21 protein-coding genes are annotated in these 24,083 nt (G+C 74.2%); 9 read left to right on the top strand and 12 right to left on the bottom strand.

Translation table 11 applies throughout. From position 1 onward, the window contains the following. Window positions 1–59 precede the first annotated feature (59 nt). The 3 genes from AB0D10_RS18755 to AB0D10_RS18765 all read left to right on the top strand — a co-directional run bounded on the left by AB0D10_RS18755 (window position 60) and on the right by AB0D10_RS18765 (window position 3,961). Window positions 60–1,595 carry a N,N-dimethylformamidase beta subunit family domain-containing protein gene (locus tag AB0D10_RS18755; protein ID WP_360257650.1) on the top strand — a complete coding sequence of 512 codons (1,536 nt, stop codon included), beginning with the start codon at window positions 60–62 and terminating at the stop codon, window positions 1,593–1,595. Window positions 1,596–1,836: 241 nt separating this feature from the next. Then, complete coding sequence (locus AB0D10_RS18760; RefSeq protein WP_360257402.1) at window positions 1,837–2,571, top strand: polyprenol monophosphomannose synthase; 735 nt, start codon at window positions 1,837–1,839, stop codon at window positions 2,569–2,571. A 115-nt stretch (window positions 2,572–2,686) separates the two neighbouring features. Then, window positions 2,687–3,961, top strand: coding sequence for an aromatic acid exporter family protein (locus AB0D10_RS18765; protein ID WP_360257404.1), 1,275 nt, complete (start codon window positions 2,687–2,689; stop codon window positions 3,959–3,961). A 146-nt stretch (window positions 3,962–4,107) separates the two neighbouring features. Here AB0D10_RS18765 and AB0D10_RS18770 read toward each other — a convergent pair whose 3' ends face one another. The 6 genes from AB0D10_RS18770 to AB0D10_RS18795 form a co-directional block, all read right to left on the bottom strand. After that, entirely contained in the window at window positions 4,108–4,557 is a 450-nt protein-coding gene (locus AB0D10_RS18770; RefSeq protein ID WP_360257406.1) for an SRPBCC family protein, read from the bottom strand. A 4-nt stretch (window positions 4,558–4,561) separates the two neighbouring features. Beyond that, complete coding sequence (locus AB0D10_RS18775) at window positions 4,562–5,035, bottom strand: VOC family protein (RefSeq protein WP_360257408.1); 474 nt, start codon at window positions 5,033–5,035, stop codon at window positions 4,562–4,564. Window positions 5,036–5,124: 89 nt separating this feature from the next. Further along, window positions 5,125–7,122: a phosphocholine-specific phospholipase C gene (locus AB0D10_RS18780; RefSeq protein WP_360257410.1), complete on the bottom strand. Its 1,998-nt coding sequence runs from the start codon at window positions 7,120–7,122 to the stop codon at window positions 5,125–5,127. A 29-nt stretch (window positions 7,123–7,151) separates the two neighbouring features. Further along, window positions 7,152–8,588, bottom strand: a complete 1,437-nt coding sequence (locus tag AB0D10_RS18785) for an endonuclease/exonuclease/phosphatase family protein (protein WP_360257412.1) — start codon at window positions 8,586–8,588, stop codon at window positions 7,152–7,154. 447 nt (window positions 8,589–9,035) lie between these two features. After that, on the bottom strand, window positions 9,036–9,302 hold the full coding sequence (locus AB0D10_RS18790) for a metal-sensitive transcriptional regulator (RefSeq protein ID WP_360257415.1): 267 nt from the start codon (window positions 9,300–9,302) through the stop codon (window positions 9,036–9,038). 105 nt (window positions 9,303–9,407) lie between these two features. Next, entirely contained in the window at window positions 9,408–9,764 is a 357-nt protein-coding gene (locus AB0D10_RS18795) for a PRC-barrel domain-containing protein (RefSeq protein ID WP_360257417.1), read from the bottom strand. A 349-nt stretch (window positions 9,765–10,113) separates the two neighbouring features. Between AB0D10_RS18795 and AB0D10_RS18800 the strand changes: the two genes are divergently transcribed. Both AB0D10_RS18800 and AB0D10_RS18805 read left to right on the top strand, forming a co-directional pair. Continuing rightward, entirely contained in the window at window positions 10,114–10,929 is an 816-nt protein-coding gene (locus tag AB0D10_RS18800) for an SAM-dependent methyltransferase (RefSeq protein ID WP_360257653.1), read from the top strand. A 276-nt stretch (window positions 10,930–11,205) separates the two neighbouring features. Further along, window positions 11,206–11,373 (top strand): hypothetical protein, encoded by a 168-nt coding sequence (locus AB0D10_RS18805; protein ID WP_360257419.1) that lies wholly within the window; start codon window positions 11,206–11,208, stop codon window positions 11,371–11,373. Between the two features lie 799 nt (window positions 11,374–12,172). Here the strand turns inward: AB0D10_RS18805 and AB0D10_RS18810 are convergent. From AB0D10_RS18810 to AB0D10_RS18825, 4 genes are all read right to left on the bottom strand, one after another. Next, a complete protein-coding gene (locus tag AB0D10_RS18810) occupies window positions 12,173–12,823 on the bottom strand; it encodes a hypothetical protein (protein WP_360257421.1) in 651 nt (216 codons plus the stop codon). Between the two features lie 220 nt (window positions 12,824–13,043). Continuing rightward, window positions 13,044–13,721, bottom strand: coding sequence for a response regulator transcription factor (locus AB0D10_RS18815; RefSeq protein ID WP_360257424.1), 678 nt, complete (start codon window positions 13,719–13,721; stop codon window positions 13,044–13,046). Continuing rightward, on the bottom strand, window positions 13,718–15,136 hold the full coding sequence (locus AB0D10_RS18820) for a sensor histidine kinase (protein ID WP_360257427.1): 1,419 nt from the start codon (window positions 15,134–15,136) through the stop codon (window positions 13,718–13,720). The genes AB0D10_RS18815 and AB0D10_RS18820 overlap by 4 nt, the downstream gene beginning before the upstream one ends. A gap of 291 nt (window positions 15,137–15,427) precedes the next feature. Then, on the bottom strand, window positions 15,428–17,629 hold the full coding sequence (locus AB0D10_RS18825; RefSeq protein ID WP_360257429.1) for an MMPL family transporter: 2,202 nt from the start codon (window positions 17,627–17,629) through the stop codon (window positions 15,428–15,430). 383 nt (window positions 17,630–18,012) lie between these two features. On the opposite strand from AB0D10_RS18825, the gene AB0D10_RS18830 reads away from it, so the two are divergent. The 4 genes from AB0D10_RS18830 to AB0D10_RS18845 all read left to right on the top strand — a co-directional run bounded on the left by AB0D10_RS18830 (window position 18,013) and on the right by AB0D10_RS18845 (window position 22,330). Beyond that, a complete protein-coding gene (locus tag AB0D10_RS18830) occupies window positions 18,013–19,137 on the top strand; it encodes a DegT/DnrJ/EryC1/StrS family aminotransferase (protein WP_360257431.1) in 1,125 nt (374 codons plus the stop codon). A 27-nt stretch (window positions 19,138–19,164) separates the two neighbouring features. Continuing rightward, the gene (locus tag AB0D10_RS18835) at window positions 19,165–20,109 is read left to right on the top strand and encodes an NAD-dependent epimerase/dehydratase family protein (RefSeq protein ID WP_360257433.1); all 945 of its coding nucleotides are present in this window, start codon (window positions 19,165–19,167) and stop codon (window positions 20,107–20,109) included. A 13-nt stretch (window positions 20,110–20,122) separates the two neighbouring features. Then, window positions 20,123–21,214, top strand: a complete 1,092-nt coding sequence (locus AB0D10_RS18840) for a hypothetical protein (RefSeq protein ID WP_360257435.1) — start codon at window positions 20,123–20,125, stop codon at window positions 21,212–21,214. Window positions 21,215–21,499: 285 nt separating this feature from the next. Then, the gene (locus AB0D10_RS18845; protein ID WP_360257438.1) at window positions 21,500–22,330 is read left to right on the top strand and encodes an excalibur calcium-binding domain-containing protein; all 831 of its coding nucleotides are present in this window, start codon (window positions 21,500–21,502) and stop codon (window positions 22,328–22,330) included. A gap of 94 nt (window positions 22,331–22,424) precedes the next feature. Here AB0D10_RS18845 and AB0D10_RS18850 read toward each other — a convergent pair whose 3' ends face one another. Together AB0D10_RS18850 and AB0D10_RS18855 are read right to left on the bottom strand one after the other, a co-directional pair. Beyond that, window positions 22,425–23,147: a polysaccharide deacetylase family protein gene (locus AB0D10_RS18850; RefSeq protein ID WP_360257440.1), complete on the bottom strand. Its 723-nt coding sequence runs from the start codon at window positions 23,145–23,147 to the stop codon at window positions 22,425–22,427. A 7-nt stretch (window positions 23,148–23,154) separates the two neighbouring features. Beyond that, window positions 23,155–23,955, bottom strand: a complete 801-nt coding sequence (locus tag AB0D10_RS18855; protein WP_360257442.1) for an SDR family NAD(P)-dependent oxidoreductase — start codon at window positions 23,953–23,955, stop codon at window positions 23,155–23,157. Window positions 23,956–24,083 lie beyond the last annotated feature (128 nt).

Below are 24,083 nucleotides of genomic sequence, written 5' to 3' on the forward strand. Positions count from 1 at the left end.
ACCACAGGGAGGCCGCGGTGACGGTACCGAGCCGGCGGGGGATTCTGGGCCTGGGTCTGATGGCGGCCGCCGCCTCCTCCTGCGGGGCCCGCCAGCCGGAGGCGGCGCCGGCCCCGCACCCCTCCGACGGCCGGCCCACCGGCCCCGCCACGGGTGACGGCGGCGCGCAGCCCCCCGGGCCTGCGGACGACCTGAAGGACGAACGGGCCCGGCCCGGCACTCCCGGCTGGGAGATCACCGACCCCGGCCCGGAATCCGCGATCGAGGGCTTCGCCGACCGGGTCAGCGTGCTGCCCGGGGAGCCCTTCGGCCTGCACGTCTCCACCCCCGCCGGCGCCTTCACCGTCTCCGCCTACCGGATGGGCTGGTACGGCGGCGCCCGCGCCCGCCTGGTCTGGCGCCGCCGGCACGTCCCCGGCACCGGGCAGCCCGCGCCGCACGTCGACCCGACGACGCGCACCGTGCTGACCGGCTGGCAGCGCACCCTCACCGTGGACACCGCCGGCTGGCCCGCGGGCGCCTACCTGCTGCGCCTGGACACCGAGGACGGCTCCGGCCACCGCTACGTCCCGCTCACCGTGCGCTCCGCCACCACCACCGGCCGGACCGTGGTCATGAGCGCCCCGGCGACCTGGCAGGCCTACAACGAGTGGGGCGGGCACAGCCTCTACAACGGCCCCACCGGCGGCCTGGCCACCCGTTCGCTGAAGGTCGTCTTCGACCGGCCGTACGACTACGACCACGGCGCCGGGCTGTTCCTGGTCTACGAGGCGCCGCTGATCGCCCTCGCCGAGCGGCTGGGCCTGCCACTCGCCTACACCACCGGCATCGACGTGGCCCGCGCGCCGGGGCTGCTGGCCGGCGCCACCACCGTCGTGTCCCTGGGCCACGACGAGTACTGGTCCCCCGAGCAGCGCGCCGCAGTGGTCGCGGCCCGCGACGCCGGGACCAACCTGGCGATCCTGGGCGCCAACTGCTGCTTCCGGCGGGTGCGCTTCGAGCCCACCGACCTCGGCCCGGACCGCACCGTGGTCTGCTACAAGGACGCCTGGGCGCAGGACCCGGGCCACCAGGCGGGCGCCCCGGCGACCACCGACTTCCGCGCGGGCCCGGGCGCCGACCCGGAGAGCTCGATGCTCGGCGTGATCTACGACGGCTACCCGGTGGACGCCCCGTACGTGGTCTCCTCCCCCGGGCACTGGGCCTTCGAGGGGACGGGCGTCGCGGCCGGGGACTCCTTCCCGCACCTGGTCGGCGTCGAGTACGACCGGGTGGACACCGGCTTCCCCACCCCGCGCCCGATCGAGGTGATCGCCCACTCCCCCGTGGTCTGCGAGGGCCGTCCCTCCCACGCCGACACCGCCTACCACACCGTGCCGAGCGGCGCCGGGGTCTTCGCCTCGGGCACGATGCGCTGGGTCGAGACCCTCGACGCCCGAGGCCCCGGTGGCCCGGCCGACCACGGCATCGACGCCCGGGCCGGGGACCTGGTCCGCCGGGTCACCGAGAACGTGCTGCGTACCTTCGCCGCCGGCCCGGCCGCCCTCACCCACCCGGCCCAGGACAACCTGGGCTCCGTCCACGGCCCGGCCTGACCACCCCGGCCCGGCCGCCCCCGACGGAACGCCGCGGGAATTCTCCGGGCCGGCCGACCGGACCGGGGCGGCCCGGCACCGCACCCCATCGTGATCGAACGGACTTCCGGCCCACCGTCCACGGCCGGAGCAGGCCCGCAGCCCCGATACACTCGCACGGTCCAACCAGCGCAGGTCGTCCACGCAGAACGGACCGGTGCGGCACAGGTGCCGACCGGCGAGGGCACAAGGGAATCAGAACATGGTCGAGGCCTCCCCCAAGGTCGTTGTCGTCGTGCCCACGTACAACGAGCGGGAGAACCTCCCGGTCCTCGCGGGTCTGCTCGCCGAGCTCCCGCTGCCGGACCTGCACCTGCTGGTGGTCGACGACAACTCGCCCGACGGCACCGGCGAGATCGCCGACAAGCTCGCCGCGGACTCCGGCGGCACCGTCGGCGTGCTGCACCGCACCGAGAAGAACGGCCTCGGCCGCGCCTACCTGGCCGGGATGGACCGGGCCCTCGCCGAGGGCGCCGACGTCGTGGTCCAGATGGACGCCGACCTCTCGCACCCGGCCTCGGCGATACCCGAGATGGTGCGGACCCTGCTCACCGACGACACCGGCGTGGTGATCGGCTCCCGCTACGTCACCGGCGGCTCCACCGCCGCCGAGTGGCCCTGGCACCGCAAGGCCCTGTCCGCCTGGGCCAACCTCTACGTCAACACCATCCTCGGTCTGGGCGTCAAGGACGCCACCGCCGGGTTCAAGGCCTGGCGGGCGAGCACCCTGCGCGCCATCGACCTGCCGACCGTGCAGAGCAACGGCTACTCGTTCCAGGTCGAGATGAACTACCGGGCCGTCAAGCGGGGACTGACGATCCGCGAGGTGCCGATCCGCTTCGAGGAGCGGATCGAGGGCGCCTCGAAGATGAGCGTCGGCGTGCAGGTCGAGTCCGCCCTCGCCCCCTGGAAGCTCCGCTTCAACCGCGGCGAATAGGCCGGACAGCGACTGGCGAGCCGTGTCCGCCGTTCCCACCGGGCGCACGGGTTCATACGGGTGCCGGGCGGGCCACGGGGCGGTGTGAAGGGCGGTGACGGGGAAGAAGGGCGACATGGCCCTTATCCCGGAGTCCCTCACGGCCCTGATCCGCCGCAGCGCGCGGGAACCCTTCGTGGTCCAGAGCGTACGGGCCACGGTCGCGGCCACCATCGCCTTCGCGGTGGCCACGCAGCTCAGCAGCGAGCCCGCCCCGCTGACGGCGCCGCTGACCGCGCTGCTGGTCGTCCAGGTCACCGTCTACTCGACCCTCAAGACCAGCGTCCGCCGGGTCAACTCGGTGGTCGTCGGGGTGCTGATCGCCATCGGCTTCAGCGCCGTGGTCGGGCTCTCCTGGTGGAGCCTCGGACTGATCATCCTGGCCTCGCTGGTCGTCGGCCGGTTCGTCCGGGTCGAGGAGTTCGTCCAGGAGGTCGCGATCAGCGCGATGCTGATCCTGGGCGTCACCAAACTGGCCTCGCAGGCCTGGGACCGGGTGCTGGAGACGCTCATCGGCGCCGCCGTCGGCCTGCTGTTCAACCTGCTCTTCGCACCGCCGGTCTGGGTGGACACCGCCGGGGAGTCCATCGAGGACCTCGCCCGGCGGGCCCGCCAGCTGCTGCTCGACATCGCCGACGAACTGGGCCGCCCCACCCCGGTCGCCCGGGCCGCCGAGCGGCTGCACGAGGCCCGCCGGCTGGACCAGGCGATCGCCGAGGTGGACGCCGCCCTCCGGCAGGCCGAGGACAGCCTGCGGTTCAACCCGCGGATCAGCGAGGGGCTGCTGTCCCGGCTGGTGCTGCGCACCGGTCTGGACACCCTGGAGATCTGCGTCGTGGTGATCCGGGTGCTGGCCCGCTCGCTGACCGACCTGGCCAAGCGGCGCACGCCCGGCGAACGGCTCTTCCCGCCGGACGTCGCGGTGGGCCTGGAGGAACTGCTGGAGCACGTCGGCGGGGCGCTGGTGAGCTTCGCGGTGCTGGTGACCACCCAGGTGAGCAGCAGCGCGGAGGAGGCGGAGACCCGGCTCACCTCCGAGCTGGCGGCGGCCTGGGTCTGCCGGGAGAACGTCGCCCAGGTGCTGCTGCGCAAGGTGCAGGAGCACCCGGAGGCCTGGCAGCTGCACGGCGCGATGCTGGCCGAGGTGGACCGGATCCTGGACGAGCTGGACCTGGAGCACCGCGGCCACCGGCTGATGGAGGAGCTGGACCGGGCGTCGGTGGCGAACCGGGAACGCTTCGCGCGGTTCGCCGGGCTGCGCCGCTTCCTCCGCGGCGAGCGGTGGCGGGAGCGGCGCGGGCGGAAGCGGCGGGAGACGACGGGGCGCCCGGCGGCGGAGGCCGGGCGCTGATCCGCGACGGGGGCCGCCGGCTCGGCGGGGCCGGGGTGGTGTGCTGCGGCGCGGTGTCGAGACTGCGGGGGCGTCGAGGCTGCGGAGGCTTCGCGGTTCAGGGACCTCGGGGTTCAGGGACCTCGGGGTTCAGGGGGCTTCGCGGTTCAGGGCATCAGCCAGGGCGGCTGCGGGAGCGGGTGGCCGGTCTCCAGGTAGGTCTTGAGGTTGGAGAGCACCGCCGCCCAGCCCCGTTCCGCGTCGGCCCGTTCGGCCTCGTCGGCCAGGTCCTCGTGGGTGACGGTGAGCCGGGTGAGGTCCTGCCAGCCGTCGAGGTCGAAGGTGACCCGGGAGGGCCCGCCGGGGCGCCGCTCGTCGGGGCCGGCCCAGGTGGTGACCAGCCGGTGCGGACGGTCGACCGCCTCGACGGTGCCGGCGACGTCGGCGGTCCCGGAGCCGTCCGTGCGCCGGTGCTCCCAGGGCGCGCCGGGCAGCCAGGTCGAGACGTTGCGGTGGCCCCAGTAGAGGCCGGACTCGTCGGCGTTGGTGAGCGCGTGCCAGACCCGCTCGGGGGTGGCCCGCAGGTAGACGACGGCGCGGTGGGTGGGGGCGGTCACGGCGTCAGTCCCCGGCCGCGTCGAGCAGGGGCTGGATGTCGAGCTTCTGCATCTGCAGCATGGTCGCCACCACACGGTCGGCCTTGGCCCGGTCCTCACCGCCGATCAGGTCGAGCAGGACGCGCGGCGTGATCTGCCAGGACAGGCCGAAGCGGTCCTTGAGCCAGCCGCACGGGCCGGGCTCGCCGCCGTCGGCGGTGAGCTTGGCCCAGAGTTCGTCGATCTCCCGCTGGTCGTCGCACTCCACCTGGAGCGAGACGGCTTCGGTGAAGGTGAACTGGGGGCCGCCGTTGAGGGCCACGTAGGGCCGGCCGGCGAGTTCGAACTCGACGGTCAGGACCGTGCCGGCCGCGCCGGGGCCGGCCTCGCCGTTGCGGGTGACGCGCGTGATGCGGGAGTCGGGGAGCAGCGAGGTGTAGAGGGCGGCGGCCTCTTCGGCCCGGTCGTCGTACCAGAGGAAGGTGCTGATCTTCTGCATGCGCCCGACGGTAGCGGCGGGGTCCGACGGTCGGGCCGAGCCACGGCCGGGGGTCACCGGTTCGGCGCCCCCGGCCGCGGGGAGGTGGGTCAGTGCACCCAGCCCGCGTAGCGCTGGGTGAAGCGCCGGCCGGTGTGGGCGGTCACGACGACGTCGTAGCGGCCCTGCTTGTCCAGCGGCCAGGCCAGGTCGACCTGCTTGCCCGGCTTGACCCGGACGGTCTGCGCGGTGCCTGCGAAGTCGTTGGGCGCGGCGGTGAAGTCCACGTCGGTCATGCCGTCGTTGGCCAGCTGGAGGGTGAACCGGCCGTTGCCGCGCAGGTCGGCGGTGACGATCGGCACGCCGACGTCGTTCTGGCCGTCCTGCCCGTCGCGGACGACGGTGCCGGAGAAGCGGCGGACGAAGCCGTCCGGGCCGTGGACGGTGAAGTCGTAGCGGCCGTTGGTGGCGGCCGCGTCCCAGACGTACCGGGCGGTGGCTCCGGGGGCGACGGTGTACGGCGTGCCCGCGAAGGGGAGCAGGATGTTCGGGTAGACGGTGTAGGGGAAGGCCACCGACCCGTCGTTGGTCATGGTGCAGGTGACCTTGCCGGTCTTCCGGTCCACCTCCGCGTCGGCCCACGGCTGGTACGGCAGCGGGCGGTGCGGGCGCTCGCCGCGCTCCTGGACGGGCATCGACTGGGCGCCGGCCGCCGGCAGGACGACGCCGGGCAGCTTGACGCCCGCGTCGGCCTTGGCCATCAGGGCCTTGGTGTCGGGCAGTTTCGGGATCGAGTACTCGGGGGCGGCGAAGTCGAAGCAGCTGGTGAGGTCGCCGCAGACGGCCCGGCGCCAGGCCGAGATGTTGGGCTCGGCCACACCGGTAACGACCTCCATGAAGCGCAGCACCGAGGTGTGGTCGAAGACCTGGGAGTTGACCCAACCGCCGCGCGACCAGGGCGAGATGACCCAGAGTGGGACGCGGTTGCCGAGACCGATGGCGCGCCCGTGGGTGAACTCCTCCGGGGTGTCGGGCTCGGGGGTCGGCGGGACCATGTGGTCGAAGTAGCCGTCGTTCTCGTCGTACATGACCAGGAAGACGGTGTGCCGCCAGACCTCCGGGTTGGACATCAGCGACTGCAGCGCCTGGTCGACCCAGTGCGCGCCGTAGGCCGGGCCGGCCTCCGGGTGCTCGGAGAACAGGTAGGGCGCGACGAGCCAGGAGACGGTTGGCAGGGTGCCGTCCTTGCAGTGGCGGTCGAAGTCGGCCGGGTCGAACTTGGTCATCGCGTTGACGTAGCGCGGGTCGTCGGGCCCGAACGCGTGGAACTGCTTGAAGTAGGAGAGCGCGTTGTCGTCGTAGTCGCCGGTGCGGTCGTCCTTGCTGGGGTTGTGGTAGACGCGCCAGGTGACGCCGGCCGCCTGCAGGCGCTCGGCGTAGGTGGTCCAGTCGGCGACGGGGTTGTCGGTGACCGGGGTGTTGTCGATCCACGGGCCGGTGGTGCCGTCGCGGCCGGGGCCCGAGGTGCCGGTCCACAGGTAGAGGCGGTTGGGGTCGGTGGGGCCGGCCAGGGAGGTGAAGTAGGCATCGCAGACGGTGAACGCGTCGGCGAGGGCGTACTGGTAGGGGATGTCGTCCCGGGTGAAGTAGCCCATGGTGCGCTCGCCCTTGGCGGCGACCCACTTGTTCATCGCGCCGTTGTTGATGGCCTGGTGGCCGGTCGCCCAGTCGTGCGGGAGGCCGCCGGCGTTCTGCGCGTTGTACCTGTCGGTGTCCATCCGGTACGGCAGCATCGCGCCACCGTCGCTGCGCCGGCTGTCGGGCTGGCGGAACACGTCGGTGCCGTCCGGGAACTGCAGCGCCTGCTTGTCGCCGAAGCCGCGGACGCCGGCGAAGGTGCCGAAGTAGTGGTCGAAGGAACGGTTCTCCTGCATCAGGACGACGACGTGCTTGACGTCCTTGACGGTGCCGGTGAGCGGGGCGGCTGTGGTGGTGCCGGGCGCTGGGGCCGGGGCGGCCTCGGCCGGCGCGCCGGCCAGACCGGTCAGGGCGGTGGCGCCGGCCGCGGCGGTGGCGCCGACGAAGGTACGGCGGGAGAGCTCGGGCATGACGAACTGGCCTCTCGGGGCTGTGGGTCTCAGAGCTGGAAGGTGGCGACGGCGGCGGCGGTGTCGGACGGCCACTCGTTGCCGGCCGCGTTCGGCTCGGGCTGCGGCCAGTCGGCGACCAGGGTGTGCGCCTCCACCAGCTTCAGCGGGCCGGCGTACTGCACGTAGTCGATCCGGTCTTGCGGCTCCGGCCGGTCGCCGCGCCGCTTGCGGGTGGGCGACCAGGTGGCGCCCGGGGCCTTGGCCGGGTCGCGGTTCTCCTCGCGGAAGGTGTCGGTCAGTCCGGCGGCCTGCAGCGCCACGGTGACCGGCCAGTCGAGCGGGCCGATCCCACCGTGCGCGGCGGCGGTGGCGGCCGTCCAGTCCAGGTGGGAGGGCGAGGAGAGCGCGCCGGCCAGGACGACCGGGACGCCCCGGGCGGCGTCCGCGCGCACGGCGGCGGCGAGCGCCTTGGCCTGCTTCAGCCGCAGCGAGCCGTTCTCGGCGGCCACGGCCTGGGCGGCGGTGCCGCCGTCCTGCACCGCGTACGGGCCGTAGCCCGCCTCGTCCAGGTGGGCGGCCCAGAAGCGGACGGCACGGCCGCCGGGCAGCTGGAGGGTGGCCGCGGCGGCGGGCAGGTCGGCGGTCGGCGGGGTGATGTCGGCGAGCGGGTGGCGGCTGAGGATGCCGACACTGCCGGGGCTCTGGTAGGCGTACCAGCCGAGGGCGTCGGCCAGGGTCCTGGCGCGCTCCCCCGCTGTCTCCTGGAGGGCGAGTACGTCCAGGCCCTGGGCGAGGACCACGCGCAGCTGCTTCTCCAGCGCGTCGGTGTAGGCCGCGCCCGCGTTGTGCAGGTTCCAACTGGCGGCCTTGAGGCGGGGCTTGGCCGCCGGGTCGACGACGGGTACCAGCACGGTGACGGTGTCGACGGCGCCCGCGCCGTCCTTGACGCCGACGACGACCACCTCGGGGTTCCTGCCCGTGGTGGCGGGCGCGGTGCCGGTGAGCGTGCCGTCGGCGCTGACGGACGCCCAGGCCGGGCCGCTGACCTTGCGGAAGGTCGCGGAGCCGGGCACGTTGCCGGCCGGGCGGGACCAGAGGCCGCCGAGCTTGACCTGCACGGCGGCGCCCGGGGCAACCGGCGTGGCGGTGAGGGCGTCGACGGCGGCGTGCGGGCGGACGACCGCGGGCTTGGGGCGGAAGCTGAACGGGGCGGTCTGGGCGAGGATGCCGTAGCCGTCCTTGGCGAGCAGGTAGGCGGTGTACGGGCCGCCGGTCAGCGCGGAGGTGTCGAGCTGGACGTCACCGGCGGCGTCCGGGGTGTACTTCCACAGCAGCGAGGATCCGGTGCCGGGCTGACGGCTGCCGTCGTAGATGCCGACCCAGTTCTTGGCGTCGGGCGCGTCGGTGCTCCAGTGGAAGGTGAGCCGGTCGCCTTCGGTGGGGTCGGAGGATGAGGTGAGGGTCAGGGCGCTGCCTGCGGCCACGATTGTCCTGTCCGCCGCGCCCGGGGCCCGGTCCGCCGGGGGACGGTTCACGGGGTCGGTTACGGCTGGTCACGGAGTCAGGGAGGGAGGGTTCACCGCGGTCGGCTGTACGGGCAGTTGCGGGCTGTCCGCACAGTTGGCTGTACAACTGCGGGCGGCCTCATTCACCCGGAAGCCAGCGACCGGGACATGAACGATGCGTGACGGGTCATCGGGCGGCACGGGAACTTCAGCGGGCACGCGAAGAGGGCCGCGACGGATGAACCGTCGCGACCCTCCGGTACGTGCAACCAGGCTCGTTCGCGCCTCTCGGAGGACACGCCGAGCCGGGCCGCCAGGGCAGGGCGTCAGGCCAGGGCAGAGCAGGCCGGCGCATCAGGCGGCCAGGGCAGAGCAGGCCAGCGCGTCAGGCCAGGGCGTCAGGCCAGGGCAGAGCAGGCCGGCGCGTCAGGCCAGGGCGAGGAACAGCTTCTCCAGCTCGGCCTCGCTCATCGGCGGGGCCTCCTCGTCGGCGACGGCCATGCACTGGCGCATGCCGCTGGCGACGATCTTGAACCCGGCCCGGTCAAGGGCGCGCGAGACGGCGGCGAGCTGGGTGACCACGTCCTTGCAGTCCCGGCCCGCCTCGATCATCGCGATCACTCCGGCCAACTGGCCCTGGGCGCGACGCAGCCGGTTCAGGACCGCACCGACCGCCTCCTCGTCCACCTGCATGTCGGGGCCGCCTTTCACATCGACTGTCGATGGACAAGTGTACCCGGTGGGGTATTCATTCCCCGGTGGACCGAGACCGTGGCGACCGCACCACCCCGCGCCCCCTCAGCGACGGGCGAGGCGGCGCTCGCCACCGGCGCCGGTCGCGTACGGAAGCTCGTAGTGCGCGAACACCGCGGGCTCGTCCTCGGCGGGCAGGACGTCGTCGGTACCGATCGCCGGCGCCTGCTTGACCTGGTTCCGCCCGTACGCCACCCGGACGTAGTCCGGCCCGACCACGGCCCCCTCCAGCGGGACGAACACCAGGCGGCGGCGCCCGGCCCAGCCGACCGTCACGGTGGCGAAGAACGCCTCGTCGCTGACCGTCTCGACGTAGACGGACTCCAGCGAGCCGATGCGGCGGCTCTTCTGGTCGACCACGGAGTGGCCGCGCCACTCGCGGATGTCTGCCATTGCGATCACCACGGCCGGGACCTCCCGTCGCCCGATGTGCCACTGCCCCGAGGCTCCCATCCTCCGCCGGGACGGGCAGGGCCGCACGGTGGGACGCGGGTGTGCGCGGCGGCGGCGAGCGGCGGGTGCGAGCGGCGCCCGGGGCCTCGTGACGTCGGCGGTGCGCCCGCCCGGTGCCACCCGGGGCCGCGTGGGGCGCATGGGACGACGAAAGGGATATATGGGGGCGACCCGACCTACCGGCACCGGCGCCTTGACCCGGCCTTTAGGCTGTCCGCCAGCAAGGCCGTGAGTGGATCATCAGACTTTTGCGGGCAAAGTGTCCGGGCGAAGGGCGGCAGCCGTGGGATACGAGGACATGTGGGCACCCGGCGGGGCCGGAGCCGCGGCCGACCTGCGGCCCGACATCCCGCATCCGGCCCGGATGTACGACTACTACCTCGGCGGGAAGGACAACTTCCCCGCAGACCGCGCCGCCGCCGAGAAGGCCCTCGCCGCCAACCCCGAGTTCCGGTCCACCGCCCGCGCCAACCGGGGCTTCCTGACCCGCGCCGTGCGCTGCGTCGCCGACCTCGGCACCGACCAGTTCCTCGACATCGGCACCGGCATCCCGACGGCCGGCAACACCCACGAGATCGCCCAGGCCGCCGACCCGGACGCCCGCGTCGTCTACGTCGACAACGACCCGATCGTGCTCAGCCACGCCCGCGCCCTGATGGCCGGCGCGGGCCACGGCCGCACCACCGTCATCCAGGCCGACCTGCGACAGCCCGAGCCCCTGCTGGATACCGTCCGCGCCGCAGACCTCCTCGACTTCTCGCGCCCCGTCGGCCTCGTCCTCGCCGCCGTCCTCCACTTCCTGCGCGACGAGGACGAGCCGTACCGGGCCGTGGCCACCCTGCTGGACGCCCTGCCCTCCGGCAGCCACCTCGTCCTCTCCCACGGCACCGCCGACTTCATCCCGGCCGCGGTCCGCGACCGCGTCACCGGTGTCTACGACAAGGCCACCGCCCCGCTGGTCGGCCGCAGCCGGGCCGAGGTGCACGCCTTCTTCGACGGCCTCGACCTCCTCGACCCGGGCGTGGTCACCGTCCCGCTCTGGCGCCCCGACACTCCCCCGACGGCGGGCGCCGAGCGCGTGAGCATGTACGGAGCAGTGGCCCGCAAGCTCTGAGCCGTGACCCATGAGGCGTGTGGCCTGCCCGGCCACCGGCGGCAGTCTCGGCCTCGGACACCTCGAATCGGCCCCCACCCCGGGCACCGAACACCCCGGGTGGCTGTGCGGGAAGTCGAACTTGCCGCCTTCCCGCGCGACCACCGACACGACCGTGAGTGGCAGAAGCTACCGCAGCTCGTGCGCCGCGAGAGCATCGGCTCGGCTCGCTACGTTTGCGGCCACACCGCGCCGCAATGTCGTTGGACGATGCGTCAGCCGTCTCAAGGAGCAGCGATGAAGCGCACGTTGATCGGCCGTCTCGTCATCACCACGGTCGCGACCGCCGCCCCCGCCGCCGCGGGCCTGGCGATCACCTCGGCCGCCGCGGTCCAGGGCAGCGCCTCGTCGTCGCAGGTCGTGGCCGGCGACCACTTCATCCTCACCGTCCTGAACGCGAAGTGAGTCGCGTCGGCCGCGCGCACCGACCGTAGGGTCGACCGCGCCCCGCCGGCACCGACGACGGCCCTCCGGGTCGCCCTCCCGCGGGCGGGGCTCGGCGTACCGGCGGCCCGGCGAACCCGCATCCTGGTGCCCCAGGCGTTCCGGCGTCCGCCCGAAGCACTCGACCGGCGAAGAGGCGGCGCAGCGCCGGCCCGAGGAGGTCCGCGTGCGGGCCGGGGAGGGCGGCGGCCTCGGTCGGCGAGCCGATCAGGATCCGGCCGTCGTCGGCGAGTTGGACGACGGCGACGTACAGCGAGCCCACCCGGCTGGTGGCGCCCGGGACGAGGCGCGGGGCGAAGCGGCGGTAGCCGATCCGCGCCCAGTTCACGGCGAGCGTGTCGGGGCCGTCCTGCACGAGACCGGTGCAGGCGGCGACCGGCCCGCCGAAGAGCCCGGGGTCGGCCCGGACGACCTGCGCCCTGGCACGGTCCATCGCGGCCCGCTCGGTCTCGGGGAGGGGCGGTGCGGGGGTTTCGAGCGGACGGATGCCGGCGGTTTCGAGGAGTCAGACGTCGACAGGCCCGGTCGTCCTGGCCGCGGGCTTCAGGTCTTCGGTCATCCCGCCATGACGGCAGGGCCCCGGGTTCGTCGGCGGTCGACCGGAATTGTCATGACCGGACGGCGAGTTCACGAATCGGGGGCGGAGAAAGCCGGTTGGCGCGCGATTCGCCGAATCGTGGGCGAATTGATCGGCCGGGCGGGAAATGCCGCTCCGGGCGCACGCGTCGACGTGTGCACCCGGAGCGTGGACGTCCTGCAGTCAGAGGCCGACCTGGATCTCGGCGCGGTGCCGGATGTACTCGTCGGGGTGCGAGCGGGCGATCGCGACCGCCGCCTCGACCAGGCCGTGCAGCTCCGCCGGGTAGGCGCGGAGCACGAGCGGGAGGCCGGGGAGGATGCAGCGGCGGACGTCCAGGTCCTGGTTGGCCACGAACTCCCGCAGCGCGGTCTCGTACCAGGTGTCCCGCACGCTCGCGCCTTCGTCGGCGGCGGCGCCGTTGCTGCCGTCCCCGACCGACAGGGCCGTCCAGTACCAGGCCCGCGCGGCTCCCGCCCGCTCCGGGTTGGTGCCGGTACGGAGGCAACCCAGCAGGGCGAGGCGGACCCGGCGCTGCCCGAAGGCGAGCAGGGCGGGCTCGACGAAGCGCCGGTTGAAGCTCGGGTTGGGGTCGTGAACCGCCGCCTCCAGCAGTGCCTCGAAGTACTCCTCGGGCAGCTCGGACCGTCCGGCTACCGCCTTGTGGACCTCCCATCGAGCCGAACTCTGGTAGTCGGGTCCAGGTGCGACCTCGGCCCCGAGCAGGCGGAGCAAACGCGCGAGCCGAGTGTCGAACGCCTGCGATTCGTCCGCCGTACGCCCGGGCAACGGCTGGAGAATCCGCACCTCGCCTGCCGTGTCCTTGGTTTCCACGAACATCCTCCTCATTCTGAGTCATCGGCAGACTACTCGCCGATACACCAGTTCGGAGGCGGTTTTCGGCCAGGCCAGGAACTTGATCGCTTTCCAGCGCGGAAATATGACGAACCCTCAGTCCACAATCGGCCCAAATGGCGCGAGTCGGCCGGTCCTGCCCGACCCCGGTCCGCCCCCGTACGGTCCGGGTCGCCCCGGTACCGGCCGCCCGTCGCGGTCAGGACGGGCGGCCGGGCGGGACCAGGCCGGACTGGTAGGCGATCGCGACGAGTTGGGCGCGGTCCCGGGCGTCGAGCTTGGACATCGCCCGGTGCACGTGGGTGCGGACGGTGAAGGGGCTGACGAACATCCGCTCCGCGATCTCCTCGTTGGTGAGGCCGGTGGCGGCCATCGACATCACCTCGCGCTCGCGGGCGGTGAGGACGGCCAGCCGCTCGCTCGCCGCACCGCCGGCGCCGCGGTCGGGCTGGGCCAGGAGCCGGTCGATCACGGCCCGGGTCGCGGCGGGCGAGAGCAAGGCGTCGCCGGCCGCCACGGTGCGCACGGCGGCGAGCAGTTCCTTCGGGTCGGCGCCCTTGCCGAGGAAGCCGCCGGCGCCCGCGCGCAGCGCCTGGGCGACGTACTCGTCGATCTCGAAGGTGGTGAGGATGAGCACCCGGGTGCCGGAGAGCTCCTCGTCCCCGCAGATCGCGGCGGTGGCGCCGAGGCCGTCGGCACCGGGCATCCGGATGTCCATCAGCACGACGTCGGGCCGGGTGGCCCGGGCCAGCTCGACGGCCTCGCGCCCGTCGGCGGCCTCGCCGACCACCTCCATGTCCTCCTCCGCGTCGATCAGCATCCGGAAGGCTCCGCGCAGCAGTGCCTGGTCGTCGGCGAGCAGTACCCGGATGGTCATGCGTGGTCCCTGTCCTCTCGGGCGGCGCGGGCCGGCCGGGTGGCGCGGTCCGGTCCTTCGGCTTCGTGCGTACGGGCGGCGCGCGCCGTGCGGGGGCCGCACAGGGAGGCGAGGCCGGTTCCCCGAACGGCGTGATCTTGTCCCCCGGCCCCTGCCCCGGCCCGGTGCTCGGTCCCGGGCCCGTCGACCGCGCCCGAGCGGGCGGGGCCGTCGTCACGGGCTCCGGTGCGCAGCGGCAGCTCGGCGGTGACCAGGTAGCCGCCGTCGGACCGCGGGTCGGCGCTGAGCCGGCCGCCGACCGCGCCGGCCCGCTCGCGCATGCCGATCAGGCCGAAGCCGCTCTCGCCCGGGACGGGCTGGGGCAGCGGCGCGGCGCGGGGGCGCCCGGTCGCGGTCGGACGGCCGTTGGCGACGCTGACCGAGACCCGGCTGCCGCTGTAGGCGAGGGTGATCTCGGCGTCGGCGCCGTGCGCGTGCTTGGCGATGTTGGTCAGCGACTCCTGGACGATCCGGAAGGCGGTGAGGTCGACCCCGGGCGACAGCGGCCGGGGCTCGCCCCGGACGGTGAGCCGGACCGGCAGTCCGGCCCGCTCGAAGGAGCCGATCAGTTCGGGCAGCCGGTCGAGGCCCGGGGTGGGTTCGAGCGGGGCGGGCTCCTCCGCGCGGCGCAGCAGGCCGACGGTGGCGCGCAGCTCCTGCAGGGCCGAGCCGGTCGCGTCGGTGATGTGGCTGAGCACCTCGCGGGCCTGGACGGGGTGGTTGTCCATGAGGTGCACGGCGATGCCGGCCTGGGCGTTGGCGAGGGCGATGTGGTGGGCGACCACGTCGTGCAGGTCACGGGCGATCCGGATCCGCTCGTCGGCGACCCGGCGCAGGGCCTCCTCCTCCCGGGTGCGTTCGGCGCGTTCGGCGCGTTCCTCGATGGCCGCGAGGTGGGCGCGGCGGTTGCGGACGGAGTCGCCGATGGCGCCGGGCAGCAGGGCCCAGGCGAGGACGCCGAGGCGTTCGCCGATCGGGCCGCCGGAGCCGAACAGCAGCGATATCCCGGTGAGCAGGACGGCGGTGGCGATCGAGGCGCGCAGCGCGGTGGCGCGGTCGGTGCGCATGGCGAGGAAGTAGAGGGCGAGCAGCAGTGGGGTGGCCAGCGTGGGGGTGAGCCGGGGGCTGGCCCAGGCGAGCGTCATCGTGCAGAGCAGCGTGACCGCGACCACCGCGCGCGGGTGGCGGCGGTGGGCGAACACGGCGGCGGCGGAGACCATTGCGATGACGCCGGTGGTCGGGTCGAACGGGGTGAGGTGGCCGCCGGTCTGGTCGATGGTGGCGCCGAGCGCGGTGACCGTGATCATCGCCGCTCCGCCGACGGCGTCGAGCAGCCGGGGGTGGTCGCGGCGCAGGCGCTGCCAGGTGGTGGTCATGCTCGTGCTCTCCGGGTCGGGGCCCCAGGGGAACGGAGGCCCTGGGGTGGGGTGCCCTGAGGGTCGGGGTGCCCTGGCCGCACCCTCGCCGGGCTCCGCCAGTTCGTGCCGTGCCGCCTCCGTGGGGGCGGCGGGCCGGGTCGGGGCCTCCGCACGGGCGGCGGCCCCCGACAGCAACGGTAACGGCAGGTGCTCGAACCGGTGTCCGAGTCGGCCGGTGCCGGGCCGGGCGTTGTCCGCCCGGCCCGGCGGGCCCGTTCCGTTGCCTGGACGAGCGCTACCGCGAGGCCGTCAGACCGTGACCGACTCCCGGGGCGGGGCCGGTTCGGGGGCGAGCGTCTGCAGCTTGCTGCCCTCGACGTCCACGTCGGGTACCAGCCGGTCCAGTCGCCGCGGCAGCCACCAGGCGCGGCGGCCGAGCAGGGCGAGGACGGCGGGGACGATGGTCATCCGGACGACGAAGGCATCGAAGGCGACGGCCGTGGCGAGCCCCAGGCCCATCATCTTGATCATCGGCTCGCTCATCCCGATGAACCCCGCGAAGACGGCGATCATGATGAACGCGGCGGCGGTGACCACCCGGGCGTTGTGCCGGAAGCCCGTGACGATCGCCTGGTCGGGCTCCTCCCCGTGGACGAAGGCCTCCCGGATCCGGGTGACCAGGAACACCTCGTAGTCCATGGCGAGGCCGAAGACCACACCGATCATGAAGATCGGCATCATGCTCATCACCGGACCGGTCTGCTCCACGCCGATCAGGTCGGCCAGCCAGCCCCACTGGAAGACCGCGACCACGGCGCCGAGGGCGGCGGCCACCGAGAGCAGGAAGCCGAGCGCCGCCTTCAGCGGGACCGACACGGAGCGGAAGACCACCAGCAGCAGCAGGACGGCGAGGCCGACCACCACGGCGAGGTAGGGCAGCAGCGCGTCCGTGAGCTTCTGCGAGACGTCGATGTTCATCGCCGTCGTACCGCTCACCAGGACCGTCGCGCCGGTGGCCGACTTCAGGGCGGCCGCGTCACCGCGGATGACGTGCACGATGTCCTTGGTCTCGGCCTCGCTCGGGCCGGTCGCCGGTATCGCGTTGAGCAGCGCCGTGTCACCGGCCTTGTTGAAGATCGGCGGTGCCACGGTGACGACGCCCGACAGGGCGGCGAGCTTCTTGGACACCGCGTCCGCCGCCGCCTTCGGGTCAGCGACGCCCTTGGCGTCCACCAGGACGGTCAGCGGGCCGTTGAAGCCCGGGCCGAAGCCCTCGGAGAGCAGGTCGTAGGCGCGGCGCTGGGTGGTGGAGGTCGGCTTGGCCTCGTCACCGGGCAGGCCGAGCCGCAGGTCCAGCGCGGGCGCCGCGAGCACGCCGAGGCCGATCACACCGCCCAGCAGCACCGCGAGCGGGCGGCGCAGCACGAACCGGGCCCAGCGGGCACCGCCGTTCTCCTTCGCCGCCGCGCGCGCCGGGTCGCCGCCAGCCTTGCGGGCCTTGCGCGGCAGCACCTTGCGGCCGAGGAAGCCGAGCAGCGCCGGGACCAGGGTGAGCGCGACCAGCACGGCGATGACGACCGTCCCGGCGGCGGCCATGCCCATCTTGGCCAGGATCGGGATGCCGACCACGGAGAGCCCGGCGAGGGCGATCACCACGGTGAGGCCGGCGAACACCACCGCGGACCCGGCGGTGCCGACGGCCCGGCCTGCCGCCTCCTGGGGCGTCCGGCCCTCGGTGAGCTCGGCCCGGTAGCGGGAGACGATGAAGACCGCGTAGTCGATGCCGACCGCGAGGCCGAGCATCATGGCGAGCGTGCCGGTGGTGCCGGACAGGCCGAGGGTGCTGCCGAGGGCGGTGATCAGCGCCATGCCGAGGCCGACGCCGACGATCGCGGTGAGCAGCGGCAGGCCGGCCGCGACCAGCGAGCCGAAGGTGATCACCAGGACGACGGCGGACAGCGCCATGCCGATCGCCTCGCTGCTGCCGCCCGCGTCGGGCTTGGCCATCAGCGCGTTGCCGCCGACCTCGACATTCAGCCCGGCGTCCCGGCCGTGCCGGGCGGCCTGCTCCAGCGCGTCGGTGGCGCCCTTGGAGAGCTCGCCCGCCTTGGCGGAGTAGCTCACGGTCGCGTACGCGGTGGTGCCGTCCTTGGAGACGGCGCCGGCCTTGTACGGGCTGACCGCCGCGGTGACCTGCTCGGCGTGGACGAGCTCGTCGACCGTCCGCTCGACCGCCTGCTGGTTGGGCCCGGCGGTGATCTTCTGACCGGAGGGGGCGACGAACACCAGCCGGGCCGAGGCGCCGTCGGCGTGCCCGCCGGGGAAGCGCTCGTTCATCAGATCGAAGGCCTTCTGCGCGTCCGTGCCGGGCATCGCGAAGCCGTCGTCGGGGGCGGCGGGGGCCTTGGCCGCCAGGACTCCGCCGACCGCCAGCACGGCGACCCAGAGGAAGGTCACCAGCCGGCGCCGGACGAAGGCCCATCGGCCCAGGCGGTAGAGGAACGTGGCCACGGGAGAGCGGACTCCTTCGGATGCGGTTTTCGCGGTACGGGCGCGCTGCGGGCGGGCCGTACGTCCCCCGGGGACGCGGTCCGCCGCAGCGTGACCAATCCTTGATCGCCGGCCCCTGCTCCGTCGTCGTCCCGGTGCAGGCCGTTTGCGTACTGCGGACGCAGTACGGCCCTCCCCCGTTCGGAGGAGCGCACGCCCCGCATCGGGAGTAGCCCTCCTACCTGCGGAGGAAGCAGCCGGATCACCCGTGCGGGCGGCGACGACGGGCCGCGACCCGGCCGGGCGAAGTAGCGTGATGTGCCTGACCCGACCGCTTTCCGTGCGGTTCGGGAGGATCCGACCCGATCGGTGCTGCTCGCGCAGCCCGCCGCCGGAGGTGCCCCATGGGCGTTCCAGCCGCCCGCATCGTGTTCGACGAGAGCGACCGCGCTGCCGTCGCCGAGGCGGTGACCGAGATGCTCACCACCGGCGCCCTCACCCTCGGTCCGTGGACCGAACGCTTCGAGCAGGCCTTCGCCGCCGAACACGGCGCCTCGCACGCCGTCGCGGTGAGCAGCGGCACAGCCGCGCTGGAGGTGATCCTGCGCACCGTCGACGTCCGGGGCCGCGACGTGGTCGTCCCCGCCGTCTCCTTCTACGCGACCGCCGGCGCGGTGGTCCACGCGGGCGGGCGCCCGGTGTTCGCCGACGTCGACCCGGCCACCCTCGCGCTCTCCCCCGAGACCCTCGCGGCGGCCCTCACCCCGGACACCGCAGCCGTCGTCCTGGTCCACATCGGCGGGCTGGTCACCCCGCAGGTCGACGCCCTGCGGGCGCTCTGCGACCGGCACGGCGTCCCGCTGGTCGAGGACGCCGCCCACGCCCACGGCAGCAGCGTCAACGGACGCGCCGCCGGGACCTTCGGGCTGGCCGCGGCGTTCTCCTTCTACCCGACCAAGGTCACCACCAGCGGCGAGGGCGGCATGATCCTCACCGAGTCGCCGGACCTGCGCGACGAGGCCCGGATCTACCGCGACCAGGGCAAGGGCTCCTTCACCACCAACCACCACGTGCTGCTCGGCTACTCCTGGCGGATGAGCGAGCTCCACGCGGCGGTCGGCGCGGTGCACCTGCGCCGGCTCAAGGAGTTCATCGAGACCCGCCGGGCCGTCGCCCGCCGCTACGACGAGGCGCTGGCCGGACCTGACGGTCCGCAGCCGGTGCTCGAACCGCCCGGGTGCCGCGGCAACTACTACAAGTACGTGGCGCTGCTGCCGCCCGGCACCGACCGCGCGGCGTTCAAGCGGGCGGTCGCCGAGGAGCACGGCGTGCGGCTGTCCGGCGAGGTCTACGACCTGCCGCTGCACCTGCAGCCCGTGTTCGCCCCGTACCGGCGCGGACCGCTGCCCGTCGCCGAGGACGTCTGCGCCCGGCAGGTCTGCCTGCCGGTGCACTCCGACATGACGGAGGACGAGGCGGAGCAGGTCATCGAGGCCGTCTCGGCCGTGCACCGGCGGCCGGCCCGATAACCGGCCGCGAGCGAAGGGAGCAAGAACGTGCGGATAGCCGTCACCGGGGGCTGCGGATTCATCGGCTCACACGTCGTCGACCACCTGGTCGCGGCCGGCCACGAAGTCCTCGCGGTGGACACCACCGACAAGTACCTCAACCCCGACGCCGAACACGCGCGGATCGACGTCCTCGACCTGAAGGCCCTCACCTCCGCGCTCGCGGGCAGCGAGGTGGTCTACCACCTCGCCGCGATGGCCGACGTCGAACAGATCTCCGCCGACCCGGTCAGGGCCGTGCGGACCAACATCGACGGCACCGAGGCCGTCCTGGAGGCCGCCCGGCGCAGCGGACTCAGCCGGACCGTGCTCGCCAGCACCGTCTGGGTCTACGGCGCCGCCCTCGCCGGCGAGCAACTCGGCGGCGAGGAGCAGGAACTGGACGAGCACGTGCCGATCGAGCTGGAGCACAGCGGCCACCTGTACGTTGCCACCAAGCTCTCCGCCGAGATGCTGGTGCACAGCTACCGCGAGCTGTACGGGCAGCACTTCACCATCCTGCGCTACGGCATCCCGTACGGTCCCCGGATGCGCGACGAACTCGTCGTCGCCCGGTTCGTCCAGGCCGCGCTGGCCGGACGGCCCATCACCATCGCCGGCGACGGGCGGCAGAGCCGCAACTTCGTCTACGTCGAGGACCTCGCCGACGCCCACGTCCGGGCCCTGTCCCCCGCCGCCGAGGACCAGACCTTCGCCCTGGAGGGGTCCACGGCCGTGTCCGTGCGCGACATCGCCGACACCGTCGACGACCTGCTCGGACCCGTCAGCATCGAGCACATCGGCGGCCGGAAGGCCGACTACACCGGGCGGCGGATCTCCTCCGCCCAGGCCAAACGACTGCTCGGCTGGTCGCCGCAGACCAACTTCACCGAAGGCGTGCGGCGGTACGCCGACTGGTACCGGAGCGCCACCGGCGCGTCCGCCACCACCTGACCGGGGCCGCCCGATGCCGCACGCCCTGCTGGTCTCCGGCTCGCTCGGCCAGGGCCACGACGTGATGGCCCAGGCCTGCGCGGACTCCCTGCGGGAGCGCGGCTGGACCACCACCACCGTCGACGCGATGGCCCTGCTCGGCGAACGCTCCGGCGCCGCCGGCGAAGCGGTGTTCCGGCGGCTGCTCGACCTGCCCGGGGTGTACGACGCCTTCCACTTCTCGGCGCTGCGGCCGGGCGCCCGGATCGCGCTGCTCGCCGACGCGGCCGCCCGCGCCCGGCTGGTCCCGGCGCTGCGCCGACTGGTCGAGGCGCAGCGGCCGCAGCTGGTCGTCTCGGTGTTCGCCACCGCGACGTCGGCGGTCAACCGCCTCCAGGAGTGGGGGCGGGGGCGGGAGTTCCGGCACTTCGTGTTCTGCACCGACGTGACGCCGCACCGGCTCTGGGTGCAGGAGGGGACCGACCTGTACCTGGTCACCTCCGAGGTCGCCGCCTGCGCGGTGCGCCGCTACCGGCCGGACGCCGACATCGCCGTCGTGCCCGCGCCGCTGCGGCAGCCGTTCTACCACCCGCCGGAACGGGCCGGGGCGCGGGCCGGGTTCGGCGTGCCGACGGACGCCCCGTGCGTGCTGCTGATGTCGGGCTCCTGGGGGCTCGGACCGCTCGCCCGGACCGCCGCCTCCCTCGCCGCCGCCGGACCGCACGTGCTCGCGGTGGCCGGGCGCAACCGGGAACTCGAACGCCGGCTGCGGGCCGCCGCGCGCCGGCAACCCCGGCTCCACCCGTTCGGCTACACCGACCGGGTCCCCGGGCTGATGACCGCCGCCGACCTCGTCGTCACCAGCTCCGGCGACACCTGCAGCGAAGCCCGCGCGCTCGGCCGGCGACTGCTGCTCCTCGACGTCGTCCAGGGGCACGGGCGCGACAACCTCCAGCACGAACTCGAACTCGGCCACGCCGACGTCACCTCCGCCCGACCGGCCGAGGTCGTGCGCAACGCCCTCGCGGCACTGAAGCGTCCCTCCCCCGCCCCCTCGCCCGGAGCCACCCCGGAAGGGTGGCGGACGGGCTTCGGCGAGGCCCTGCGGCGGGTCGGCCTGGCGTAGCCGGACGGCCGGTCAGCGGGACGACCTGGCATACCCGGACGGCGGGACGACCTGGCGTGGCGGGACGGCGGCCCGGGCCGCTACCCGCCCCTTACCGGTCCTATGCGAATCCTTTACACTCGGCGACGCCCTGCGGCGCCGGGTCCTCCCGGGACGCCCGCACCTTCCCGAGGAAGCAGCACTTTGACGCACGATTCGTTCCGGCCGCCCGCGACGCGGGCATTTCCTCCCCGGACACCCGCGAACCGGCTCGTACGCGCGGCCGCCCTGGTGTTCGTCCCGCCGGTGGCCGCGGTGTGGCTCTGGCGCTCCCGCCGCCTCCACGTCGCCGTCAAGGTGGCACTGACCGTCCTCTGCGTGCTGGGAACGTTCTTCTGGATCGGCGTCATGACCGGGCCGCCGAAGAAGGACCGGCCGGTCGCGGCTCCGACGGTGGCACCGATGACGACCGCCGCGACGCCGGTGCCCGCGCCCACGCTCGCGCCCACCGAGACTCCCGCCCCGGATCCTTCGCCGGTGGCGACGGAGGCACCGCGTCAGACCCTCATGCCCGAGGTCGGCGGACACACCGCCGTCGAGGCACGGACCCTGCTGATCGCCGCGGGCCTGACGGCCGATCGGATCCACGAGGTGAGCCGCTACCAGGACCTCGCGCTCCCGGCCGATCACGGGTCCTGGCTCGCGTGCACGAGCGAACTGCCGCAGGGAAGCCCGCTGGACCCGGGCACCGAAGCGACCCTGCGGCTGGTGCAACCGGGGAACTCCTGCCCCGCCGACCGGCAGCAGGCGCTCTACGCGGACCCGCGGAACGACCCGGCCGCCCCAGGCAACCAGGGCGGTTCCACCGGCGGCGGCGCTCCGACCGGAACCGGCGGCAGCAGCGGCGGGACCTCGGGCGGAACCGGCAGCACCGGCGGCACGACCGGCGGGACCTCGGGCGGCGGCTCCTCCGGCAGTGCGACCGGCGGCGACGGGGGCGGCACCGGCGGCGGCAGCGTCTACTTCAGGAACTGCGCCGACGCGAAGGCCGCGGGCAAGGCGCCCCTGCACCGGGGCGACCCCGGCTACCGGACCGGGCTGGACCGTGACAACGACGGTGTCGCCTGCGAACGTTGAGCCTCTCCGACGGAAGGCCCCGCGCGCACCGGTGCCGGTGCGGGTGGGGCCTTTCGCGCTTCGCCGGACCGTGTCCCGGCCGGGGGCGGTGCGCTCAGGAGGGCACCGCGTGGTCGCGGAGGGGGCCGAGGGTGAGGCGGTGGGCGCGGCAGTGGGCGGCGATCAGGGGCAGGGCGGCGAGGGTGGCGCGCCAGGAGTCGGGGGCGGAGGTGCAGTCGGAGTCGTGCAGGAGGAGGGTCGCGCCGGCGCTCAGTCCTGGGCGGGCGGTCGCGTAGACGGAGGCGCCGGTGGCGTCCGCGGTCCAGTCGCGACCCCAGGCGGTCCACAGCACGCTGCGCAGGCCGAGGCGGCGGGCGGCCAGGGCCGGGCCGGCGGTCAGGACTCCGTACGGCGGGCGGTACCAGAGCGGGCGGGCACCGCAGTGGTCGGTCACCGCCTCGGTGGCGCGCCGGAGTTCGCGCAGGTCACGAGCGGGGGCCGGGTACCACTGCGGCCGGTGGTGCCAGCCGTGGACGGCGACCTCGTGGCCGCGCCGCACCAGGTCGCGGCCGAGCCCCGGGGCGCGTTCCAGCATCGCGCCGAGCAGGAAGAAGGTGGCGCGGGCGCCGAGTTCCTCCAGCGCGTCGAGGACGTACGGGGTGCTGCGCGGGTCGGGGCCGTCGTCGAAGGTGAGGGCGACGTGGCGGGGGGCGGTGCCACGGCCGGCGGTGCGGCGGCACAGGGTGCGGCGCAGCGGCGGGAGGCGGACGGCGGCCGGGGCGAGGTGCAGGAATTCCACGCCGACCGCGGCGGCGAGGGCCCTGGTCGCGACGGTCACCGCGGGCTCACCCGAAGCGGGAGGCCATCCGGCGGAACACGCCCGGCGCGACGCCGTGGACGCGGGCCGGGAAGCCGAGCCAGTGCGGCACGTAGAGGCGGTCGCGCCCGGTGGTGATGGTCGCGACCACGGTGTCCGCGACCCGCTCCGCCGAGACGGGGCGCGGCCGTTCCCGCTGGTACGGAGTGCCGCGCCGGTCGAAGAACGGGGTGTCGACCGCGCCCGGGAGCACCAGGCGCACGCCCACGCCGGTGCCGCGCAGCTCGTACCAGAGGCTCTCCGCGAACATCGCCAGCCCGCCCTTGGTGGCCGAGTAACCCGACTCGTCGCGCACGCCGACCTGGCCGGCGATCGAGCCGAGCAGCACGATCCGGCCGTGGCGGCGCGCCAGCATGCCGGGCAGGAGGAGGCGGACCAGGCGCAGCGGGGCAGCGAAGTTGACCTCGACCATCCGGTCCAGGGTGTCGGAGGGGGTGTCCGCGTACGGGCCCCGCCAGCCGAGGCCGGCGCTCGCGACCAGGGCGTCGACCCGGCCGGTCTCGGCCAGGGCGGCCTCGGCGAGGCGGCTCGCGCCGTCCGGTTTGCTCAGGTCCTCGGGCAGGGCCAGGCCGCCGGTGCGGGCGGCGACCTCGTCGAGGCGGGCGCGGTCGGTGCCGGAGAGCAGGGTGTGCCAGCCGGCCTCGGCCAGCCGGACGGCGGTGGCGAGGCCGATGCCGGAGGAGGCGCCGGTGACCAGCGCGACGGGCCGCTCGGTCGCCGCCGGCCGCCGGGAGTGGGGGTCGGGCTCCGATCGGGGGCCTGGCCCCATTCGTGGGTCGAGGTCCGATCGGGGGCCGGGGCCCACTCGGGGGTCGAGGTCCGATCGGGGGTCGAGGTCCGATCGGGGTTCCTCCGCCATCGCCCACCTGCCGCTCTGAGGCCGTGTCGCCGTCCGTT

The organism is Kitasatospora sp. NPDC048545 (assembly GCF_040651155.1).
Taxonomy (GTDB): Bacteria; Actinomycetota; Actinomycetes; order Streptomycetales; family Streptomycetaceae; genus Kitasatospora.

Coding starts and splice junctions, on each gene's coding strand:
- AB0D10_RS18765 (WP_360257404.1), top strand. CDS start 2,687: ATGGCCCTTATCCCGGAGTCCCTCACGGCCCTGATCCGCCGCAGCGCG.
- AB0D10_RS18820 (WP_360257427.1), bottom strand. CDS start 15,136: ATGACCACCACCTGGCAGCGCCTGCGCCGCGACCACCCCCGGCTGCTC.
- AB0D10_RS18780 (WP_360257410.1), bottom strand. CDS start 7,122: ATGCCCGAGCTCTCCCGCCGTACCTTCGTCGGCGCCACCGCCGCGGCC.
- AB0D10_RS18815 (WP_360257424.1), bottom strand. CDS start 13,721: ATGACCATCCGGGTACTGCTCGCCGACGACCAGGCACTGCTGCGCGGA.
- AB0D10_RS18760 (WP_360257402.1), top strand. CDS start 1,837: ATGGTCGAGGCCTCCCCCAAGGTCGTTGTCGTCGTGCCCACGTACAAC.
- AB0D10_RS18790 (WP_360257415.1), bottom strand. CDS start 9,302: ATGCAGGTGGACGAGGAGGCGGTCGGTGCGGTCCTGAACCGGCTGCGT.
- AB0D10_RS18855 (WP_360257442.1), bottom strand. CDS start 23,955: ATGGGGCCAGGCCCCCGATCGGAGCCCGACCCCCACTCCCGGCGGCCG.
- AB0D10_RS18755 (WP_360257650.1), top strand. CDS start 60: ATGGCGGCCGCCGCCTCCTCCTGCGGGGCCCGCCAGCCGGAGGCGGCG.
- AB0D10_RS18840 (WP_360257435.1), top strand. CDS start 20,123: ATGCCGCACGCCCTGCTGGTCTCCGGCTCGCTCGGCCAGGGCCACGAC.
- AB0D10_RS18805 (WP_360257419.1), top strand. CDS start 11,206: ATGAAGCGCACGTTGATCGGCCGTCTCGTCATCACCACGGTCGCGACC.
- AB0D10_RS18800 (WP_360257653.1), top strand. CDS start 10,114: ATGTGGGCACCCGGCGGGGCCGGAGCCGCGGCCGACCTGCGGCCCGAC.
- AB0D10_RS18775 (WP_360257408.1), bottom strand. CDS start 5,035: ATGCAGAAGATCAGCACCTTCCTCTGGTACGACGACCGGGCCGAAGAG.
- AB0D10_RS18830 (WP_360257431.1), top strand. CDS start 18,013: ATGGGCGTTCCAGCCGCCCGCATCGTGTTCGACGAGAGCGACCGCGCT.